General features: G+C 46.1%; 14 protein-coding genes. 7 read left to right on the top strand and 7 right to left on the bottom strand.

The window, feature by feature from the left end; genetic code table 11:
• Nucleotides 1-52: 52 nt before the first annotated feature.
• The gene (locus ABV001_RS09865; protein WP_352422641.1) at nucleotides 53-931 is read right to left on the bottom strand and encodes an alpha/beta hydrolase; all 879 of its coding nucleotides are present in this window, start codon (nucleotides 929-931) and stop codon (nucleotides 53-55) included.
• 142 nt (nucleotides 932-1,073) lie between these two features.
• Here ABV001_RS09865 and rlmN point away from each other — a divergent pair, with 142 nt between their 5' ends.
• The 3 genes from rlmN to pdxA all read left to right on the top strand — a co-directional run bounded on the left by rlmN (nucleotide 1,074) and on the right by pdxA (nucleotide 4,359).
• Nucleotides 1,074-2,099 (top strand): dual-specificity RNA methyltransferase RlmN, encoded by a 1,026-nt coding sequence (rlmN, locus tag ABV001_RS09860; RefSeq protein WP_352422640.1) that lies wholly within the window; start codon nucleotides 1,074-1,076, stop codon nucleotides 2,097-2,099.
• 98 nt (nucleotides 2,100-2,197) lie between these two features.
• Nucleotides 2,198-3,199 carry a DUF4837 family protein gene (locus ABV001_RS09855; protein ID WP_323424619.1) on the top strand — a complete coding sequence of 334 codons (1,002 nt, stop codon included), beginning with the start codon at nucleotides 2,198-2,200 and terminating at the stop codon, nucleotides 3,197-3,199.
• A gap of 59 nt (nucleotides 3,200-3,258) precedes the next feature.
• Nucleotides 3,259-4,359, top strand: a complete 1,101-nt coding sequence (gene pdxA, locus ABV001_RS09850) for a 4-hydroxythreonine-4-phosphate dehydrogenase PdxA (protein ID WP_323424618.1) — start codon at nucleotides 3,259-3,261, stop codon at nucleotides 4,357-4,359.
• Nucleotides 4,360-4,435: 76 nt separating this feature from the next.
• On the opposite strand, the gene bamG is transcribed toward pdxA, so the two are convergent.
• Both bamG and ABV001_RS09840 read right to left on the bottom strand, forming a co-directional pair.
• A complete protein-coding gene (gene bamG / locus ABV001_RS09845) occupies nucleotides 4,436-5,659 on the bottom strand; it encodes a BamG family beta-barrel-assembly machinery protein (RefSeq protein ID WP_352422639.1) in 1,224 nt (407 codons plus the stop codon).
• Nucleotides 5,646-6,992 (bottom strand): DUF4270 family protein, encoded by a 1,347-nt coding sequence (locus tag ABV001_RS09840; RefSeq protein ID WP_352422638.1) that lies wholly within the window; start codon nucleotides 6,990-6,992, stop codon nucleotides 5,646-5,648. The genes bamG and ABV001_RS09840 overlap by 14 nt, the downstream gene beginning before the upstream one ends.
• Nucleotides 6,993-7,279: 287 nt before the next feature.
• On the opposite strand from ABV001_RS09840, the gene ABV001_RS09835 reads away from it, so the two are divergent.
• The 4 genes from ABV001_RS09835 to ABV001_RS09820 are packed head-to-tail and all read left to right on the top strand — an operon-like array spanning nucleotide 7,280 to nucleotide 10,551.
• Nucleotides 7,280-8,314, top strand: a complete 1,035-nt coding sequence (locus ABV001_RS09835; protein ID WP_352422637.1) for a Kelch repeat-containing protein — start codon at nucleotides 7,280-7,282, stop codon at nucleotides 8,312-8,314.
• Nucleotides 8,307-8,642 carry a DUF4907 domain-containing protein gene (locus ABV001_RS09830; protein ID WP_352422636.1) on the top strand — a complete coding sequence of 112 codons (336 nt, stop codon included), beginning with the start codon at nucleotides 8,307-8,309 and terminating at the stop codon, nucleotides 8,640-8,642. The genes ABV001_RS09835 and ABV001_RS09830 overlap by 8 nt, the downstream gene beginning before the upstream one ends.
• Before the next feature lie 18 nt (nucleotides 8,643-8,660).
• A complete protein-coding gene (locus ABV001_RS09825) occupies nucleotides 8,661-9,749 on the top strand; it encodes a sensor histidine kinase (RefSeq protein ID WP_352422635.1) in 1,089 nt (362 codons plus the stop codon).
• 22 nt (nucleotides 9,750-9,771) lie between these two features.
• A complete protein-coding gene (locus ABV001_RS09820) occupies nucleotides 9,772-10,551 on the top strand; it encodes a LytR/AlgR family response regulator transcription factor (RefSeq protein WP_352422634.1) in 780 nt (259 codons plus the stop codon).
• An 84-nt stretch (nucleotides 10,552-10,635) separates the two neighbouring features.
• Here the strand turns inward: ABV001_RS09820 and ilvC are convergent, their stop codons facing one another.
• The 4 genes from ilvC to ilvD form a co-directional block, all read right to left on the bottom strand.
• Nucleotides 10,636-11,682 (bottom strand): ketol-acid reductoisomerase, encoded by a 1,047-nt coding sequence (ilvC, locus tag ABV001_RS09815; RefSeq protein WP_352422633.1) that lies wholly within the window; start codon nucleotides 11,680-11,682, stop codon nucleotides 10,636-10,638.
• Between the two features lie 172 nt (nucleotides 11,683-11,854).
• Nucleotides 11,855-12,424, bottom strand: a complete 570-nt coding sequence (ilvN, locus tag ABV001_RS09810; protein WP_323424610.1) for an acetolactate synthase small subunit — start codon at nucleotides 12,422-12,424, stop codon at nucleotides 11,855-11,857.
• Nucleotides 12,425-12,487: 63 nt separating this feature from the next.
• Nucleotides 12,488-14,212: a biosynthetic-type acetolactate synthase large subunit gene (ilvB, locus tag ABV001_RS09805; protein ID WP_352422632.1), complete on the bottom strand. Its 1,725-nt coding sequence runs from the start codon at nucleotides 14,210-14,212 to the stop codon at nucleotides 12,488-12,490.
• 44 nt (nucleotides 14,213-14,256) lie between these two features.
• Nucleotides 14,257-16,086, bottom strand: coding sequence for a dihydroxy-acid dehydratase (gene ilvD / locus ABV001_RS09800; protein ID WP_352422653.1), 1,830 nt, complete (start codon nucleotides 16,084-16,086; stop codon nucleotides 14,257-14,259).
• Nucleotides 16,087-16,180 lie beyond the last annotated feature (94 nt).

Here is a 16,180-nt window from a genome sequence, read left to right as displayed (position 1 = left end):
ATATAAAACCCTGTCCCAGGAATATTTGTTCGCAGAACCTACCTTATTATGATTAATTAACCATATCAATATCACGCATCCAGGAAAGGACACGATGGGGCCATTCATTGACCGTATGCCCGGTATTGCGCAAACCATACCCATGTCCCCCGGAGGGATATAAATGCATGGCTGCCGTTACACCGGCTTCTTTTAGTGCATAATAATAAAACAAACTGCTGTCGATATGGCCCTTGTCGTCCTGGGTCTGGACAAGGATAGTGGGAGGGGTATCGGCATCCACTTTTAATTCGGGAGCAATCGAGAAATTCTCTCCGGCCAGATAAGCGGGATAGATGAGGACACAGAAATCGGGGCGTAGGCTTACCTCATCATAAGCATCGACCCTGGGATAGGTACGTTCGCCATACGCCGTGCTGGCCATGGCCGAGAGATGTGCCCCGGCAGAAAAGCCCAGTACCCCGATCCGGCCGGGATCGATATTCCATTCATCCGCATGGGAGCGGGTATAGGCAATAGCACGTTGCAGGTCCTGCAAGGGTGCCGCATGTTTCTCCAACCCTTCATGGCGCGGCACACGGTATTTCACCAACACGCAGTTGATGCCGAAACTGTTGAAACGCTTGCATATCTCCGTCCCTTCCAGATTATATGCCAGGATATTGTAGCCGCCTCCGGGATTCACAATAATGGTAGCGCCGGTATTGTGGTCGGCAGGCGCAGGATAAAAGGTGAGTGTGGGATCACTTACATTACTGATGCGGAGCACGGGGCATCCCGCTACTTTGTTACCGCTCAGGTCGTCCACCTGTTTCAACTTCCGGGACTCCCCCGGCGCTCCGTCGGGGAACAACAGTACCGGGTTATGCTGTGCCATAAGGGTCATCGTCATTGCTGATAATAAGAAAAGTGAGAAAATTACCTGTTTCATCGTCTTTTTACATGATTGGGTTCCATTGCAAAGATAGGAATTTTTTGAGTCGAAAGATAAAACAAACTCATTTTATATTACGATGATAGGAGAAAAACGGCCGTTTGGTGCTATCTTTGCACTTTAAATACAATTGCAGCAAATGGATCAAAAACAATATCTTCTGGGGATGACGCTCGCCGAGATCACCGAAAGCGTGACGGAACTGGGATTGCCCAAATTCACCGGCAAGCAGATTGCCGACTGGGTTTATGTGAAACGGGCGAAGCAGATCGATGAGATGACCAATATCTCACTGAAGAACCGGGAACTCCTTTCTGAAAAATTCGACATAGGGAGGTCGGAACCATTGGATATACAGACATCGGTCGACGGTACCCGCAAGATGCTATTCAAGACAGACGGCGGAAAATTCATCGAGACGGTGACCATTCCCGAAGAGGACCGCCTTACCATTTGTGTTTCTTCGCAGGTGGGATGCCGGATGAACTGCGACTTCTGCATGACGGGGAAACAGGGGTTCCACGACAATCTCAGTGTTACCGAGATTCTGAACCAGGTTTATTCGGTGCCCGGTTCGGAAGAGATCTCCAACCTGGTATTTATGGGAATGGGCGAGCCGCTGGACAATTACAGGAACGTGAAGAAAGCGTCGGAGTTGCTCCAGGCTGAATATGGACTGGGATGGAGCCCCCGGCGGATCACTCTCTCCACCATCGGTTTGAAATCGAACCTGAAACGGTTTCTCGACGAAAGCAAATGCCATCTGGCGGTGAGCCTCCACAACCCGGTATCGGAAGAGCGGCTCTCCATTATGCCGATAGAAAAGTCGGCTCCGGTGGCTTCGGTGATAGAAATGCTGCGCGAATACGACTGGAGCCGTCAACGGAGGCTCTCGTTCGAATACATTATGTTCGACGGGGTAAATGATTCATTGCTCTATGCCCGCGAACTGGCCAAGCTGCTTGCCGGACTGGACTGCCGCATCAATCTGATCCGTTTCCACGTGATCCCGATGAGCAAACTGAAACCCTCTACCAACGAGAATATGGTGAAATTCCGCGATTTCCTTACCGCCAAAGGATTTATCTGTACCATCCGCGCTTCGAGGGGAGAGGATATCTTCGCTGCCTGCGGCATGCTGTCCACGGCGAAGCTGGTAAAATAGAGTTTAACGATTATTTTAACCTTATCGGTTTTATTTCACACAAATAATCGTATATTTGTTTGTTAAAATGAAATATAAACTTTTTAAATTACGTCGATATGAAGAAACGATATGCTATTGCACCCGCTATTATAGCTTTAATTGTGTTGTTCACATCATGTGACAGCGCGGGAAGCTTTTTCTCTGCTTCGGGAAGTACCAATGAGGTTTTCGTGATCATGGACGAAGCTGCCTGGGAAGGTACCCCGGGAAGAGCACTCTTCGGCGTACTTAATTCCAACACCAAGGCACTGCCACAGCCGGAGCCTAACTTCAGGATACTGCAACTCAAACCGGAAGACTTTACCAGTACTTTCAAGGTAGCGAGAAATGTGATCATTCCCGAAATATCCAATATATACAGTTACCCCAAGCTCACGGCCGATCTCGACAAGTATGCCATGGGACAGGTTATCTTGAATATACATGCTCCCGATTCGGCCAGTTTTGTGGAGTTCATCACTGAAAACAAGGAGAGCATCGTGGATTATTTCATCACCAAGGAGCTGGAACGCAACGCCAAATACCTCAAAAGCCAGACACCGGAGCCGGTAGCACGGGTAAAACAGGTTTTTGGTATCGATATACATTTTCCAAAGGGATTGCCCAACATCACTGAGCATGACAACTTTTACTGGGCGACCAACAATGCCCCACGCAAACGTCAGGATATCGTGATATATCAGTTTCCCTATACTTCCGAGACGGTTTTTGAGAAGGATTCCTTAATTGATATCCGCAACAGGGTGTTAGGAGAATACATCAAAGGGTCGTTCGATTCGCAGATGACGACTGCCACCATTTATCCGCCCGATTACCGGAAAATGGAGACTGATGGCCTCTTCCGGGCCGAGTTGCGCGGCCTTTGGGAAATGACTACCGACATGATGGGCGGCCCGTTCGTGATGCACGCGTTCGTAAACGAGCACACCGGCATGGTAGTGGTAGTGGAAGTATATGTGTATGCCCCGGAAATGAATAAGCGGAATCTCATGCGCAATCTGGAGTCCACATTATACACCATCAGCATTCCCGAACCAAAGGAAGAGAAGAAAGTTTAATAAGTTACTTATCCTGTCAATTTTTAATCATACATAAGTTTTTAAATTAACACATATACATGTCAGAATTAATCAAGGTGGGCATCACCCATGGCGATGTGAACGGCGTAGGATACGAGATCCTGCTGAAAACCTTCTCCGATGCCAGAATACTCGAGTTGTTCCACCCAATCATATACGGATCATCTAAATCGGCTTCCTATCACCGCAAGGTGCTGAACAGTGAAACCCAGAATTTTCATATTATCTCCAAGGTGGAAGAATCGCATGGGGGAAAAGTCAATCTGGTCAATTGCGTCAGGGAGGAGATCAAGATAGAATTGGGAACCGCAAGTGCCGATGCCGGAGAGTCGGCTTATACGGCATTGGATGTTGCCTGTCGTGATCTGGCCAACGGCAAGATCGACCTGCTGGTTACGCTTCCCATCAATAAAGACACGATCCAGAACGATCATTTTCAGTTTCCCGGGCATACCGAATTTTTAGAGAAACGTTTTGCCTCGAACGGGGAAAAGGCTTTAATGGTCATGGCGACGGAGACCATGCGTGTGGCCCTGGCGACGGCCCATATCCCTCTTTCGGAAGTCCCGTCGAAACTCTCCAGGGAATTGATCATGGAAAAACTGAAAACACTCGACCACTCGTTGAAGCGTGATTTCAGGATAGAGAAGCCACGCATTGCCGTACTGGGACTGAACCCGCATGCCGGTGAAAACGGATTACTCGGCAAGGAAGAATCCGAAATCATTGCGCCCGCCGTAAAAGAGGCGCAGGACCAATGGATTCTCTGTGCCGGCCCCTTTCCTGCCGACGGTTTCTTCGGCTCGGGACGCTTTAAGGAGTTCGATGCCATCCTGGCCATGTACCACGATCAGGGACTGATTCCTTTCAAGACCCTTGCCATGGATTCGGGTGTCAATTTTACAGCGGGATTGCCTGTCGTACGCACTTCGCCCGACCATGGTACGGCTTATGATATCGCAGGAAAGAACCTGGCTTCCGACGAATCGTTCCGGCAAGCCATCTATATGGGAATCGACATTGTAAGAAACCGGCAGGCGTATGATGAAGCCCGCAAAAACCCGCTGAAAAAAATGTTCTTCGACCGGGGTAAGGACGATGAGAAACTTGATCTTACCGGTGAGGAGGAGATTTCATAGAGCCAAGAGCCAAGATTCAAGAACCAAGAGCCAAGAGCCAAGAGCCAAGAGCCAAGACATTCGAAGTGGGGGATAATTAATTAAATTTCTTGATTTTAAACCATTGGTCAATAATTGAGCAGTTGAAGGTGACCATCCAATAAGATTCTTTTATATAATTGGATGGTGCCGATAAGGAATTACCGTATTCGAGCGATATGTTCAGCACGTTCCAGTTGACCGGGAAACTGTAGCCGGCCGAAACGGAATAGTTGTATGCATTCGTGCCACCCACCTGTATATAGGATTTGGAGAGAGATGCTCCTATCTGCATTTGGCCATGGTTCCTGAATCCCTGATTCTCGATCCTGTAATACCTGTTTCCTTTCGGGGTATATCCTACTCCGGTATTGATCCTGTATGAATCTACAATTTTGGTGCTACTGACTCCGGATTTGATTCCTTTCCATTTCTGGTATTCGAAATCCATTCCCCAAAAAAGTTTCTTATTGTCACGGGAAAATCCTATGCCAAATGTTTCAGGAATAAACTGGCCGGTAGACCGTTCTTTTTGTTCCTGGATCATATTATAGTCGGTATCGTATATGATTATTTTATTATTCAGTGATATATTTTGTTTGTAACCGTAGGTTGCCCCAACGGTCAGGCCTTCCCTGTGGTACTGGAGACCAAATGTATTATAGAGCTGGGAGACCCGGGACTCTTCTTCAAAAAGATACTCCAACTGATTTTCTGTTTGCTTTAATGTTCCGTTGATATATTTTGTGTTGATACCTACGGAGAAATGATCGGTTATTTTAACCCCATTCGACAGGTATAATTCATACAACCCTCCGCTTCCTTCAAGATATACTGCTTTTGTGGCTGTTGATCCTTCGACAGGTTCTTCGCTATATATCCGGTAACCGGTATCACTAAAGGGTTTTGCACCTAAAGAGATACCCCATCGGGGCATAACCCTGAACCCCATGGCTATTTTTTTCATATTGGCATTGAATGCGTTATCACGCTTTCCGTTCCTGATAAAAACGGACTGCTTACCGGCCACTGACATGTCGAATATGAATTTCAGGCTATCCAGGCCACTGATTCCTGCCGGATTGGCGACGTTCAAATAATCAAAATCCCTCACCCCTATCCCGATATTGGACATCCCCGCCGTTCTTCCGTAGTCCCTGTTTTCAATTTCACCCAACCCGAGCATGGAATAGGGTGAATAAGTCGATTGCCCCTGCATATGCAAAATAAAACAGACCGAAAGGAGAATGGTTATGAAAGAGCCTTTGTTATTCATTGTCATACACTACAACGTATATAATTAATTTTATTCTGTTCTCATCACTCGGAAACGATGAATCTCCCAATACCAGACTTTTTAGCGTATTGTTCTTTTCGGTATCGTCGAGATATAATTGCAACGATGACTTATACATTCCTATCAGGCCCAGTTCATATTGGAGGTAACTGGTCACATCAAATGCATAATAGGTGTTCCTTCCATAAATATTATCCTCGACTAATGTTCCCGATTGCACCGTTATTGTGCTTGGATCCACATATATATCTATTGCCTTCCCGTTTTCATCCAGATAATTCAATGAAAGGTTGGCAGGCAAAGGTGTAAAGCCGCTATATGTCCCTGAAACAGGGTAAACATAGAGGATGGCAGAAGAAATGATAACCTGTTTTCCCAATTTCAAAATTTCATTCAGATCCGGGAAACTCAGTTTTGTATATAAACCTGTCAATCCCTGCAAATGGACTTTGTTTCCGGTCTCGGTCGACGGGAGTGGATTGTTCCTGCTGAGTGACTGTAATACAGTGTTGCTCCTGTCTGTCCCGATTTGGGAAAAGGCTACACTGGTATTCACCGTCATGTCTATTTTGTTCTCTTCGGTGGCAACGCCTCCTCCAATCGTGGTATAATGAAGTCTTATGACCGGATACTCACTATTGAGCACAAAACTGTTGACGGCAGCATTATCCTCTGTTCCCGGAGAAAGTTTTATCCCTTTGAAATAGGTCCGGAAATTCACATAGGTCTCCAATAGATCGGATTGGGCCTGCATAAGGTCAACCAACTCCAATCCGAATTCATCGGGCAGCCTTATTTCCAACGTAGTGTCATTTTCCCAATGTTCCTGGGGCCTGTAAAATTGACAGGTTACCCATGGATCAGTGTCGGCCGCCACAGAAGAAGTAGTGTAGAGTTGGCTCTTTTCATCCAGTTCTATGGTTTGTTTCAACTTATATATGTGAAGGGTCTGGAGTTGGGTAGTATCGCCATAGCTAAAGTCGTCATATCTGAGGATTAATGAAATGGAATCGAACTTAACCGTGACAATCGCATCGGAACCAAATTCCGACTGGCTGTAGCCGGGCGGGTTAAAGTCGAAATAAGAGTGAGCGGCAATAATTCCAAAGTCAGGGGAATGATATTTACCTTCAAATATCCTGGCCAACCCTGTTGTTACGGATGAATCACCCAAATGGGTCTCCAGCTCAACAGTACAGTCTTCTATAATCATATTTCTTCCCTTCACCGAGACCAGGTTATCTCCCACCGTAAAATCATCACTAATGCATGACACCAAAAAGAGCGTACAGCATAAAAAATAAGACAAGCACTTCATAAGGAACTTTTTTTGTTGACCCAACAAAGAAACAGGAAGGAAGCAGGATGAGAAAATATAATCGACGAGCTGAATGGGGCCCTCTTTGAGTGATTCTTTATCTCCCGTAAATCTTGTTTTCCCGGGAAAATGTCAGTGGGAAATCAGTAGCCGACTATTATCGGTCATTCATCCCGGTTTAAACGACATTCGTCGATATTTTTTTCCCGGCAAAGAGAGCTTCTATACTTTTGCAGGTACTTGATGAAAACAGTGAAGTAACAAATTATTAATAAATTCATATTGTCATGAATGATCGAATCAAATTATTGGTAGTATTCTCTTTTGGACTATTCAGCTTATTCAGTCTTGTCTCCTGTTCCGATGACAGCGACAGCGACCTGGTAGGCAACTGGATCAGACGGTCGGATTTCGGAGGGCCGGTACGGGGATTTGCCTCTTGTTTTGTAATAGACAGAAAAGCGTATGTCGTTGGTGGCGTTGCCGCCAGGAGTCAAAGATTGAATGATATCTGGGAATATAATATTGACCAGGGTTATTGGACACAAAAGGCTGATTTTCCGGGAACAGCCAGAAGTTCGGCGTTTGCCTTTGCATCGGAGAGCAATGGCTACTATGGAACCGGTTTTGATGGAATTAATTATTATAATGATTTCTGGGAGTTTGATCCTGCCAATAATCAATGGACGCAAAAAGCTGATTTCCCCGGAGCCGCCCGCAACGGTGTTACGGCATTTTACCTGAAGGGAACCGGCTATGCGGGTACGGGTTACAGCAGCAATTATTTTATGGATTTTTACAAGTATGATCCCACTACCGATAAATGGGAAACCGGAGTGAGCATACAGGGAACAAAACGGGCTTATGCCACCAACTTCATTATTGACGATAAAGCGTATGTGGTGGGAGGATGGAATAATGCCACTTATCCCACCGATTTCTGGATGTTCGACCCCGATACCCAGACATGGGAACAAAAAGCGCAGATAGGTGACAAAACCGATTCTGATTTTGATGACGATTATACGACAATCACCCGTCTGAATACGGTTTCTTTTGTCATTAACGGATTGGGTTATCTGGCAACCGGTGAGACCGGCGGACTTAACAGCTACACCTGGGAATACAATCCGCTGACCGACAGATGGACGGAAAGGACTTCGTTTGAGGGATCGGCACGCACTGCTGCCGTCGGCTTCTCCATTGATAACAGGGGTTTTGTGTTGACCGGCGTAGGCGCCAGCTCTACTACATCCACCTCCCTTTATTTTGACGACATGTGGGAATTCAAGCCGAGAGATGAGTATAATGAATATGACTAAAAAAGCGGCGACATCCGGATTATCCATCATCAGCATTATTCTGGTGGTATCTGTTTCATTTCTTTTCTCAGTCAAAAGCAAGGATTCGGGTATTTACAACGTAGAAACATTTCAATCGGCTAATGGCTGGGGATATCAAATAACGCAACAAGGGAAAGTGATCATTTTACAATCCTATATACCCTGTATCAAAGGAGACCACCCTTTTCCCAATGAAAAATCGGCGCTCGAAACCGGTAACATTGTTGTGGCAAAGATCAGGAATAATGAAGCCCCTTCCATTACACCCGAAGAGCTTGATAAGACAATAAGTAGCACCGGATACTGAGATTTAAACGAACTACAGATGTATAAGAAATTAATAAAGGTATTGCTACACATTCTTATCTGGATAGTTGTGCTTGTTATCATAACATCCATGTCGTCGCGCCCGGACAGCACCTTCTCTTTGACAAAAAGCATCCCGTTCATCATTATATACCTGTATCTGATTTGTTTCTTCTACCTAAATGCCCATTGGCTGTTTGCTAAATTGATCTTCAAAAAGAAATACATACTCTATGGTCTCTCTATAGGACTCATCCTTTTATTATATATTTATTTCCATCATTATATCTTTTCATTATTTTTTCAATTTGATTTCTTTCATAATCCCGGGATTCATCCGCAAGGGCCACCACCTTTCGAAGCGCCGCCCTTTATGCCGGAAAAGAGAAGATTTATTCCCGGCCGGAGGATTATTCTTCCACTGACCCAGTTTCTCCTGTTCTGGATGCTTAGTGCATGCTATAGGCTTGCTGATGAATGGATATCGTTAAACAAAAAAAATAAGGAAATAGAGGCAGAAAAATCTCTCATCGAACTGGCCTATTTAAAAGCCCAGATAAATCCCCACTTCATTCTCAACACACTCAATACGATCTATTCATTAGTCCTCAGAGGAAGCGAGAAAGCGTTAGATGCCATCTTATTGTATTCCCAGGTCATCCGGTATATCTTCGACAAGATAGACACGAATCTTGTCCCCCTGCAAGAAGAGATTGATTATATTATCAACTATATCGATCTGCAGACTCTACGGTTTACCGATACCTTACATATCGAATTTAATATCGAAGGCAATACGGAGAAGCACAAGATTGCTCCCCTTACTTTTATCTCCTTCATCGAGAATAGTTTTCAATACGGGATAAGCAACCATTACCAGTCTACCATATCTATCCGGATCAAAGCAGAAGAGAACAGCATACATTTCGCGACACAGAACAGAAAATACAAGAAAAATGATTTCCAGCATATAGGTAAAAATATAGGGATAAAAAATACGAAAAGAAAATTAAACCTCATCTATCCGGATAAGCACAAACTGTTTATAAAGGAAACCAATGATTCTTTTTACCTCGATCTGATCATCTTCGACACATCGTGTAAATAGAAATAATATAAAAGGAATAACGATGAGAAAAATAAACTGTGCTATTATTGATGATGAACCTCCGGCATCGGATATTTTAAAATATTATATAGACAAGACCCCGAATTTCGAGGTGACCGAGATATATTATGACCCGATAAAAGCTTTGGAGGGGTTAAGGACCAAAAAGGTGGATGTGATCTTTTGTGATGTGGAGATGCCCGATATCAACGGGCTTCAGCTCCTCGATTCGCTTTGTTTAAACCAGAATAAAAATGCGCTTGTGGTGATCATCTCGGCACATGCGAAATATGCGGTAGAGGGGTTTAACATCAATGCTATCGATTATTTATTAAAGCCGGTACCTTTTGCAAGATACCTGAAAACAACACAAAAAATACTCGATTATATAAAGGATAAAAGTGCAATAGACACAGATGCGGATAGTAAAGAGCATATCCCTTCCACGGAATCATCAAAAGACTATATCTTCATAAAATCAAAAGGGAAATTACTTAAATTGAATTACACCGAAATTCTTTATATCGAAGCCATAGGCGATTATGTGAAGATCTGTCTTGAAAACGGCAAATCCATTGTAATCATGGATAGCTTGAAGCATCTGGAAAAGACATTACCCAATGACTTTTTTAAAAGGATACACCGCTCCTATATAGTAGCGATATCACAAATAAAAGCCATAGAGTATAAAAAGGTCATGATCGGAGAAAATATATCCCTGCCCATAAGTAACTCATACTATAACACCCTGTATGATAGTCTGGTTTCCAACCATATCGTGAAAACAATCAGTGACCGGTAGAATGTCTGGCAAATCAAATGACAAGGGTGGATACACCCTTGCTGCAGTGATCCACCCCTGTGTATAATCCATGATTTCTCAGGATCAACTATTTTCCGGACGCAGTTTTCTTACCACGGCACCGGTCTGCCACATTTCGCTCTCGCGAAGGGCTTTCAATTCCTCCTCGAGTTTTTCCCGGTAATCGGTCTGTGAGTTGCTGTCGATGGAGCGTTGTGCTTCATTACCGCAGGCTACTTCTTTATACAATTTTTCGAATACGGGTTTGGCCGCATCGTGGAACGGGCCCATCCAGTCGAGGGCACCCCGTTGTGCGGTAGTGGAGCAGTTGGCATACATCCAGTCCATCCCTTTTTCGGCAAACAGCGGCATCAATGACTGGGTCAGTTCCTCTACCGTTTCGTTGAATGCTTCTGAGGGAGTGTGCCCGTTCTCACGTAACACTTCATACTGTGCCAGCAATAATCCCTGGATAGCGCCCATCAACGTACCCCGTTCACCGGTCAGGTCGGAATACACCTCACGTTTGAAATCGGTTTCGAAGAGATAACCCGACCCTACGCCAATACCGAGGGCGATCACACGGTCGAACGCCTTTCCTGTCGCATCCTGATAGATGGCATAGCTGGAGTTGAGTCCGCGCCCTTCCAGGAACATTTTCCGAAGGCTTGTTCCCGATCCTTTGGGAGCGACTAAGATCACATCCACATCGGCAGGAGGAATGATGCCGGTACGGTCTTTATAGGTAATGCCAAAGCCATGGGAGAAGTAAAGAGCTTTACCCGGAGTGAGATGTTTCTTCACCGTCGACCACAAAGCAATCTGTGCCGCGTCGGACAGCAGGTACTGGATAATGGTTCCCCGTTGGCAAGCCTCTTCAATATCGAAGAGTGTTTCACCGGGTACCCATCCGTCGGCTACTGCCTTATCCCAGGTTTTACTCTCTTTGCGCTGTCCTATGATTACATTAAAGCCGTTATCACGCAGGTTGAGCGACTGCCCGGGGCCTTGCACGCCATAACCAATTACCGCTATTACTTCATCTTTTAATACTTCCCGTGCTTTTTCAAGGGGAAACTCGTCGCGGGTAACTACATTTTCCTCAACCCCGCCAAAATTCATTTTTGCCATATTTATTAGACTGTTAGAGCCCGTGAATTAAGAATTAAGAATTAAGAATTAAGAATTAAGTATTAAGAATTAAGAATTAAGATTCAAGACTGTCGAATCATTATCAATTTTAATTCCATTGATTTTCAATTTTCCATTGTCAATTCATCAATCACTGACTGTTTGTTTATAATTAATTTTCTGTTTCTTCTATACTTTCCCGCTGCTGTTCCCATTTGGAGAGCATGTCACTCAGGCGTTCCACCCTCGACTTGGTGATGGCGATCCTTCCCGAACGGACGAACTGCAGCACACCGATGGTGTCGGCCAGTTCCTCAAAGAGACCCTGGGTCTCCTCATAATGGCCTGCCTTCAGGAATACCACACAATCCTTGTTCACTTCCAGTATCCTGATATTGTATTTTCTTACCAGATACTCTATGGAACCATGTTCCATCACCTTATCGGTCGAAAGCTTGTAGAGTGCCAGTTCCTGATGTACAAGATCTTCATCGGTGTTGAAATAAGCTTTTAGGATATCCACCCGTTTGTCGATCAGGCGCACCAGTTTTTTCATGGTCTCATCATCTTCACAAAAAGTGGTGATGGTGAACTTATGGATTCCCCTGATAGCGGATGGTGATACCGACAACGTCTCGATATTGAGCTGCCTGCGGGTAAAGATGGTCGTGATCTGATTGAGCACACCTACCGTATTTTCTGAGAAAATAGTGATGGTATATAATGTTTTATTCCCGTCCATTTTAATTGATAATTAGTAATTGGTAATTAATAATTGGTAATTAATAATTGGTAATTAGTAATTCTACAAAGAGTGTCCGTTCCCCAACATAATATTGGTAATAGTCCCTCCCGCAGGCACCATGGGATACACCATCCCTTTGGTTTCTACCAACACTTCGAGCAGGTATGCTCCTTTGTGTGTGAGCATCTCCTGTATGGCGTCATCGAGTTCAGCGCGTTCAGTCACTTTCCGTCCCCTGATATTGTATGCGTCTGCAATCTTGACAAAATCAGGATTTTTCAGGTGTGTCTCCGAATAACGTTCATCAAAAAAGAGTTCCTGCCATTGGCGCACCATCCCCAGGAAATTATTGTTCAGCAGGATGATTTTCACGTCAATACCGTATTCCATAATGGTGCCGAATTCCTGGATGGTCATCTGCAGGCCACCGTCGCCCACGAAGATACATACCGTCCTGTCGGGCGCACCATATTTTGCACCAATTCCGGCAGGCAAGCCAAATCCCATCGTACCCAACCCGCCCGAGGTGACCATACTGCGTGATTGATTGTACCTGAAGTAACGGGTAGCCATCATCTGGTGTTGACCCACGTCGGTCACGCAAATCGCTTTGTTTTGTGTGGCTTCGGTAACTTTGTTCACTACCTCACCCATCTTTATGGCTCCTCCGTTTTGGGGATAGAGTTCATTTTTGATGATGCAATCGTATTCCTTTTCTTCATAGGGCTTGAATTCCCCGAGCCACTCGGGGTATGATTTCTTTTCGAGCAACTCGGTTACCATCGGCAATGTTTGCCTGGCGTCACCGAGTACCTTCACGGTAGTCTTTACGTTCTTGTCCATTTCAGCCAGATCTATATCAAAATGGATTACTTTGGCTTGCTTGGCGTAAGTCTTCAGGTCACCCGTCACCCGGTCGTCGAACCGCATCCCTATAGCAATCAGCACATCACACTCATTGGTCTTCATGTTGGGTGCCACGTTCCCATGCATACCCAACATGCCCTGGTTGAGAGGATGGTCGGAGGGCATGGCCGACAATCCCAGGATGGTAGAGCCAAAAGGTATGCCACTTTTCTCCAGGAAAGCAGCCAGCTCTTTTTCGGCATTTCCGAGGATCACTCCCTGCCCGACCAGTGCAAACGGCTTCTCAGCATTGTTAATAAGGTCGGCCGCCATCTTTATTTTGTCTTCTTCCACTTGTGGCAGCGGATGGTAACTCCGCAGGAAATTGGTCTTTTGATAGGAATAGTCGCATTTGAGTACCTGTGCATCCTTGGCGATATCGAGTACCACGGGCCCGGGGCGTCCGTTCGAAGCTATATAGAATGCCCTTGAGACTGCCCAGGCGATATCTTCGGCGCGCCTTACCTGGTAAGCCCATTTGGTGATGGGTTGCGTAACACCAATCACATCGGCCTCCTGAAAAGCGTCGGAGCCAAGCAGGGTTGAATTGACCTGTCCCGAGATCACCACTAAGGGTGTACTATCCATCATGGCATCGGTGATGCCGGTGATCGCGTTGGTCGCTCCCGGGCCGGACGTAACGAGGGCTACGCCTACCTTTTCCGAGACACGCGCGTATCCCTGCGCTGCATGGAGCGCTCCCTGTTCATGGCGTACCAGTATATGCCTGATCTCATGTTTATGATCGTACAAGGCGTCAAATACCGGCATTATGGCGCCACCCGGATAGCCGAATATGGTATCTACACCTTCGGCGATCAGAGAACGAATCAGGACTTCGCTCCCCGCAATATTTTCCGTTTGATTATTTTTGTCCATACACTCTTCTCTTTAAACTTGAACCTAAAATTGTATTTCTCTTCTTATATGATTCTGACTGCCCCGAGGTCGGCCGAACTCACAAAAGCGGCATAAGCTTTCAATGCTTTTGAAATCACCCTGTCGCGTTGGGGCTTGAAAGCGTTTTCTCCTTTGGCCTCTTCCTGCCTCCTTCTTCCCAGCAATTCTTCATCACTGATTTTTAAATTGATGGAACGGGCAGGAATATCTATCTCAATGATATCTCCATCGCGTACCAGACCAATAGCTCCGCCGGCAGCTGCTTCGGGTGAGATATGTCCGATGGAAAGTCCTGAGGTACCTCCCGAGAAACGTCCGTCGGTGATCAGGGCACATTCTGTTCCAAGGTGCCTGGCTTTGATATAGGATGTGGGATAGAGCATCTCCTGCATGCCGGGACCGCCTTTGGGACCCTCATATACGATCACCACTACATCGCCGGCCTGTACATCTCCGTTAAGGATACCGGTACAGGCATCGTCCTGCGAGTGGAATACTTTGGCTGTACCGCTGAATTTCCAGATGCTTTCATCCACACCGGCAGTTTTTACCACACAACCTTTTTCTGCGATATTCCCTTTCAGGATGGCCAGTCCGCCATCTTTGGTGTATGCATGCGCCACACTGCGGATACAACCGTTCTCCCGGTCAGTATCCAACTCTTTGAATTGTGCATTCTGGGATGCCATCACAATATTGTACCGGTTACCGGGAGCGGAAGAGTAGATCCGGTGTGCCTCTTCACCCGGATTTCCGTTGGTGATGTCATATTCTTTGAGCGCCTCTGCCAGGGTGCGCCCGTCGGCACGGTGCACCGAAGTATCCACCAGACCCGCCTTCGCCAGTTCGTTCATGATCCCCATAATGCCACCGGCACGGTTCACATCCTGGATATGGTATTTCTTGGAGTTGGGTGCCACCTTGCAGATGCAGGGCACACGACGTGATAAGGCATCTATATCATCAAGGGTGAAATCAATTTCACCTTCGTGGGCAATAGCCAATGTATGGAGGATAGTGTTTGTAGAGCCCCCCATGGCGATATCGAGCGTCATGGCGTTAAGGAATGATTCACGGGTAGCGATATTTCTCGGCAGCACGGTATCGTCTCCTTCGGAATAGTACCTGTAAGCATTTTCCACGATCTGACGGGCAGCATCTATGAAAAGTTGTTTGCGGTTGACATGTGTCGCCAATATCGTTCCATTGCCGGGCAGTGCCAGTCCGATCGCCTCATTGAGGCAGTTCATGGAGTTGGCGGTGAACATGCCGGAGCAGGAACCGCAAGTAGGACAGGCCAGCTGTTCGAGTTGCGCTACCCGCTCATCGGAAACCGATTCGTCGGCCGACTCGATCATGGCATCGATCAGGTCGATCTGCTCATCACCGATCTTCCCTGCTTCCATCGGTCCACCCGAGACAAAGATAGCAGGTATGTTCAGCCGCATGGCAGCGATCAGCATCCCCGGCGTGATTTTATCACAGTTACTGATGCAAATCATTGCATCGGCCTTGTGGGCGTTCACCATATACTCCACCGAGTCGGCGATCAGGTCGCGCGAGGGAAGGGAGTATAACATACCATCATGTCCCATGGCGATACCGTCATCCACTGCGATGGTGTTGAACTCGGCGGCAAAACAACCCAGTTTCTCCACCTCCTGTTTCACTAATTGTCCGATCCCATGGAGGTGCACATGACCGGGCACAAATTGTGTAAAAGAATTAACGATCGCGATGATGGGTTTTCCCATCTGTTCGCGTGTCATTCCGTTGGCATGCCAGAGAGCGCGTGCACCTGCCATACGACGCCCTTGCGTACTGGTCGCACTGCGTAAATCACCACTATGTATGTTTTTGTTATCCACTGTTTTAAAATTACTAATTACCAATTACCAATTTGATTTCAGAGTCAAAACGTTTTAACTTTCCCAGTCTCCCACCATT

The sequence above is a fragment of the Proteiniphilum sp. genome (genome assembly GCF_040307845.1).
Lineage (GTDB): Bacteria > Bacteroidota > Bacteroidia > Bacteroidales > Dysgonomonadaceae > Proteiniphilum.
This window is presented reverse-complemented; position numbering and strand designations above follow the sequence as displayed.

What these genes read in the sequence shown, in the direction of transcription:
- ABV001_RS09865 (WP_352422641.1), bottom strand. Translation starts at nt 931, where the DNA reads ATGAAACAGGTAATTTTCTCACTTTTCTTATTATCAGCAATGACGATG.
- rlmN (WP_352422640.1), top strand. Translation starts at nt 1,074, where the DNA reads ATGGATCAAAAACAATATCTTCTGGGGATGACGCTCGCCGAGATCACC.
- ABV001_RS09855 (WP_323424619.1), top strand. Translation starts at nt 2,198, where the DNA reads ATGAAGAAACGATATGCTATTGCACCCGCTATTATAGCTTTAATTGTG.
- pdxA (WP_323424618.1), top strand. Translation starts at nt 3,259, where the DNA reads ATGTCAGAATTAATCAAGGTGGGCATCACCCATGGCGATGTGAACGGC.
- bamG (WP_352422639.1), bottom strand. Translation starts at nt 5,659, where the DNA reads ATGACAATGAATAACAAAGGCTCTTTCATAACCATTCTCCTTTCGGTC.
- ABV001_RS09840 (WP_352422638.1), bottom strand. Translation starts at nt 6,992, where the DNA reads ATGAAGTGCTTGTCTTATTTTTTATGCTGTACGCTCTTTTTGGTGTCA.
- ABV001_RS09835 (WP_352422637.1), top strand. Translation starts at nt 7,280, where the DNA reads ATGAATGATCGAATCAAATTATTGGTAGTATTCTCTTTTGGACTATTC.
- ABV001_RS09830 (WP_352422636.1), top strand. Translation starts at nt 8,307, where the DNA reads ATGACTAAAAAAGCGGCGACATCCGGATTATCCATCATCAGCATTATT.
- ABV001_RS09825 (WP_352422635.1), top strand. Translation starts at nt 8,661, where the DNA reads ATGTATAAGAAATTAATAAAGGTATTGCTACACATTCTTATCTGGATA.
- ABV001_RS09820 (WP_352422634.1), top strand. Translation starts at nt 9,772, where the DNA reads ATGAGAAAAATAAACTGTGCTATTATTGATGATGAACCTCCGGCATCG.
- ilvC (WP_352422633.1), bottom strand. Translation starts at nt 11,682, where the DNA reads ATGGCAAAAATGAATTTTGGCGGGGTTGAGGAAAATGTAGTTACCCGC.
- ilvN (WP_323424610.1), bottom strand. Translation starts at nt 12,424, where the DNA reads ATGGACGGGAATAAAACATTATATACCATCACTATTTTCTCAGAAAAT.
- ilvB (WP_352422632.1), bottom strand. Translation starts at nt 14,212, where the DNA reads ATGGACAAAAATAATCAAACGGAAAATATTGCGGGGAGCGAAGTCCTG.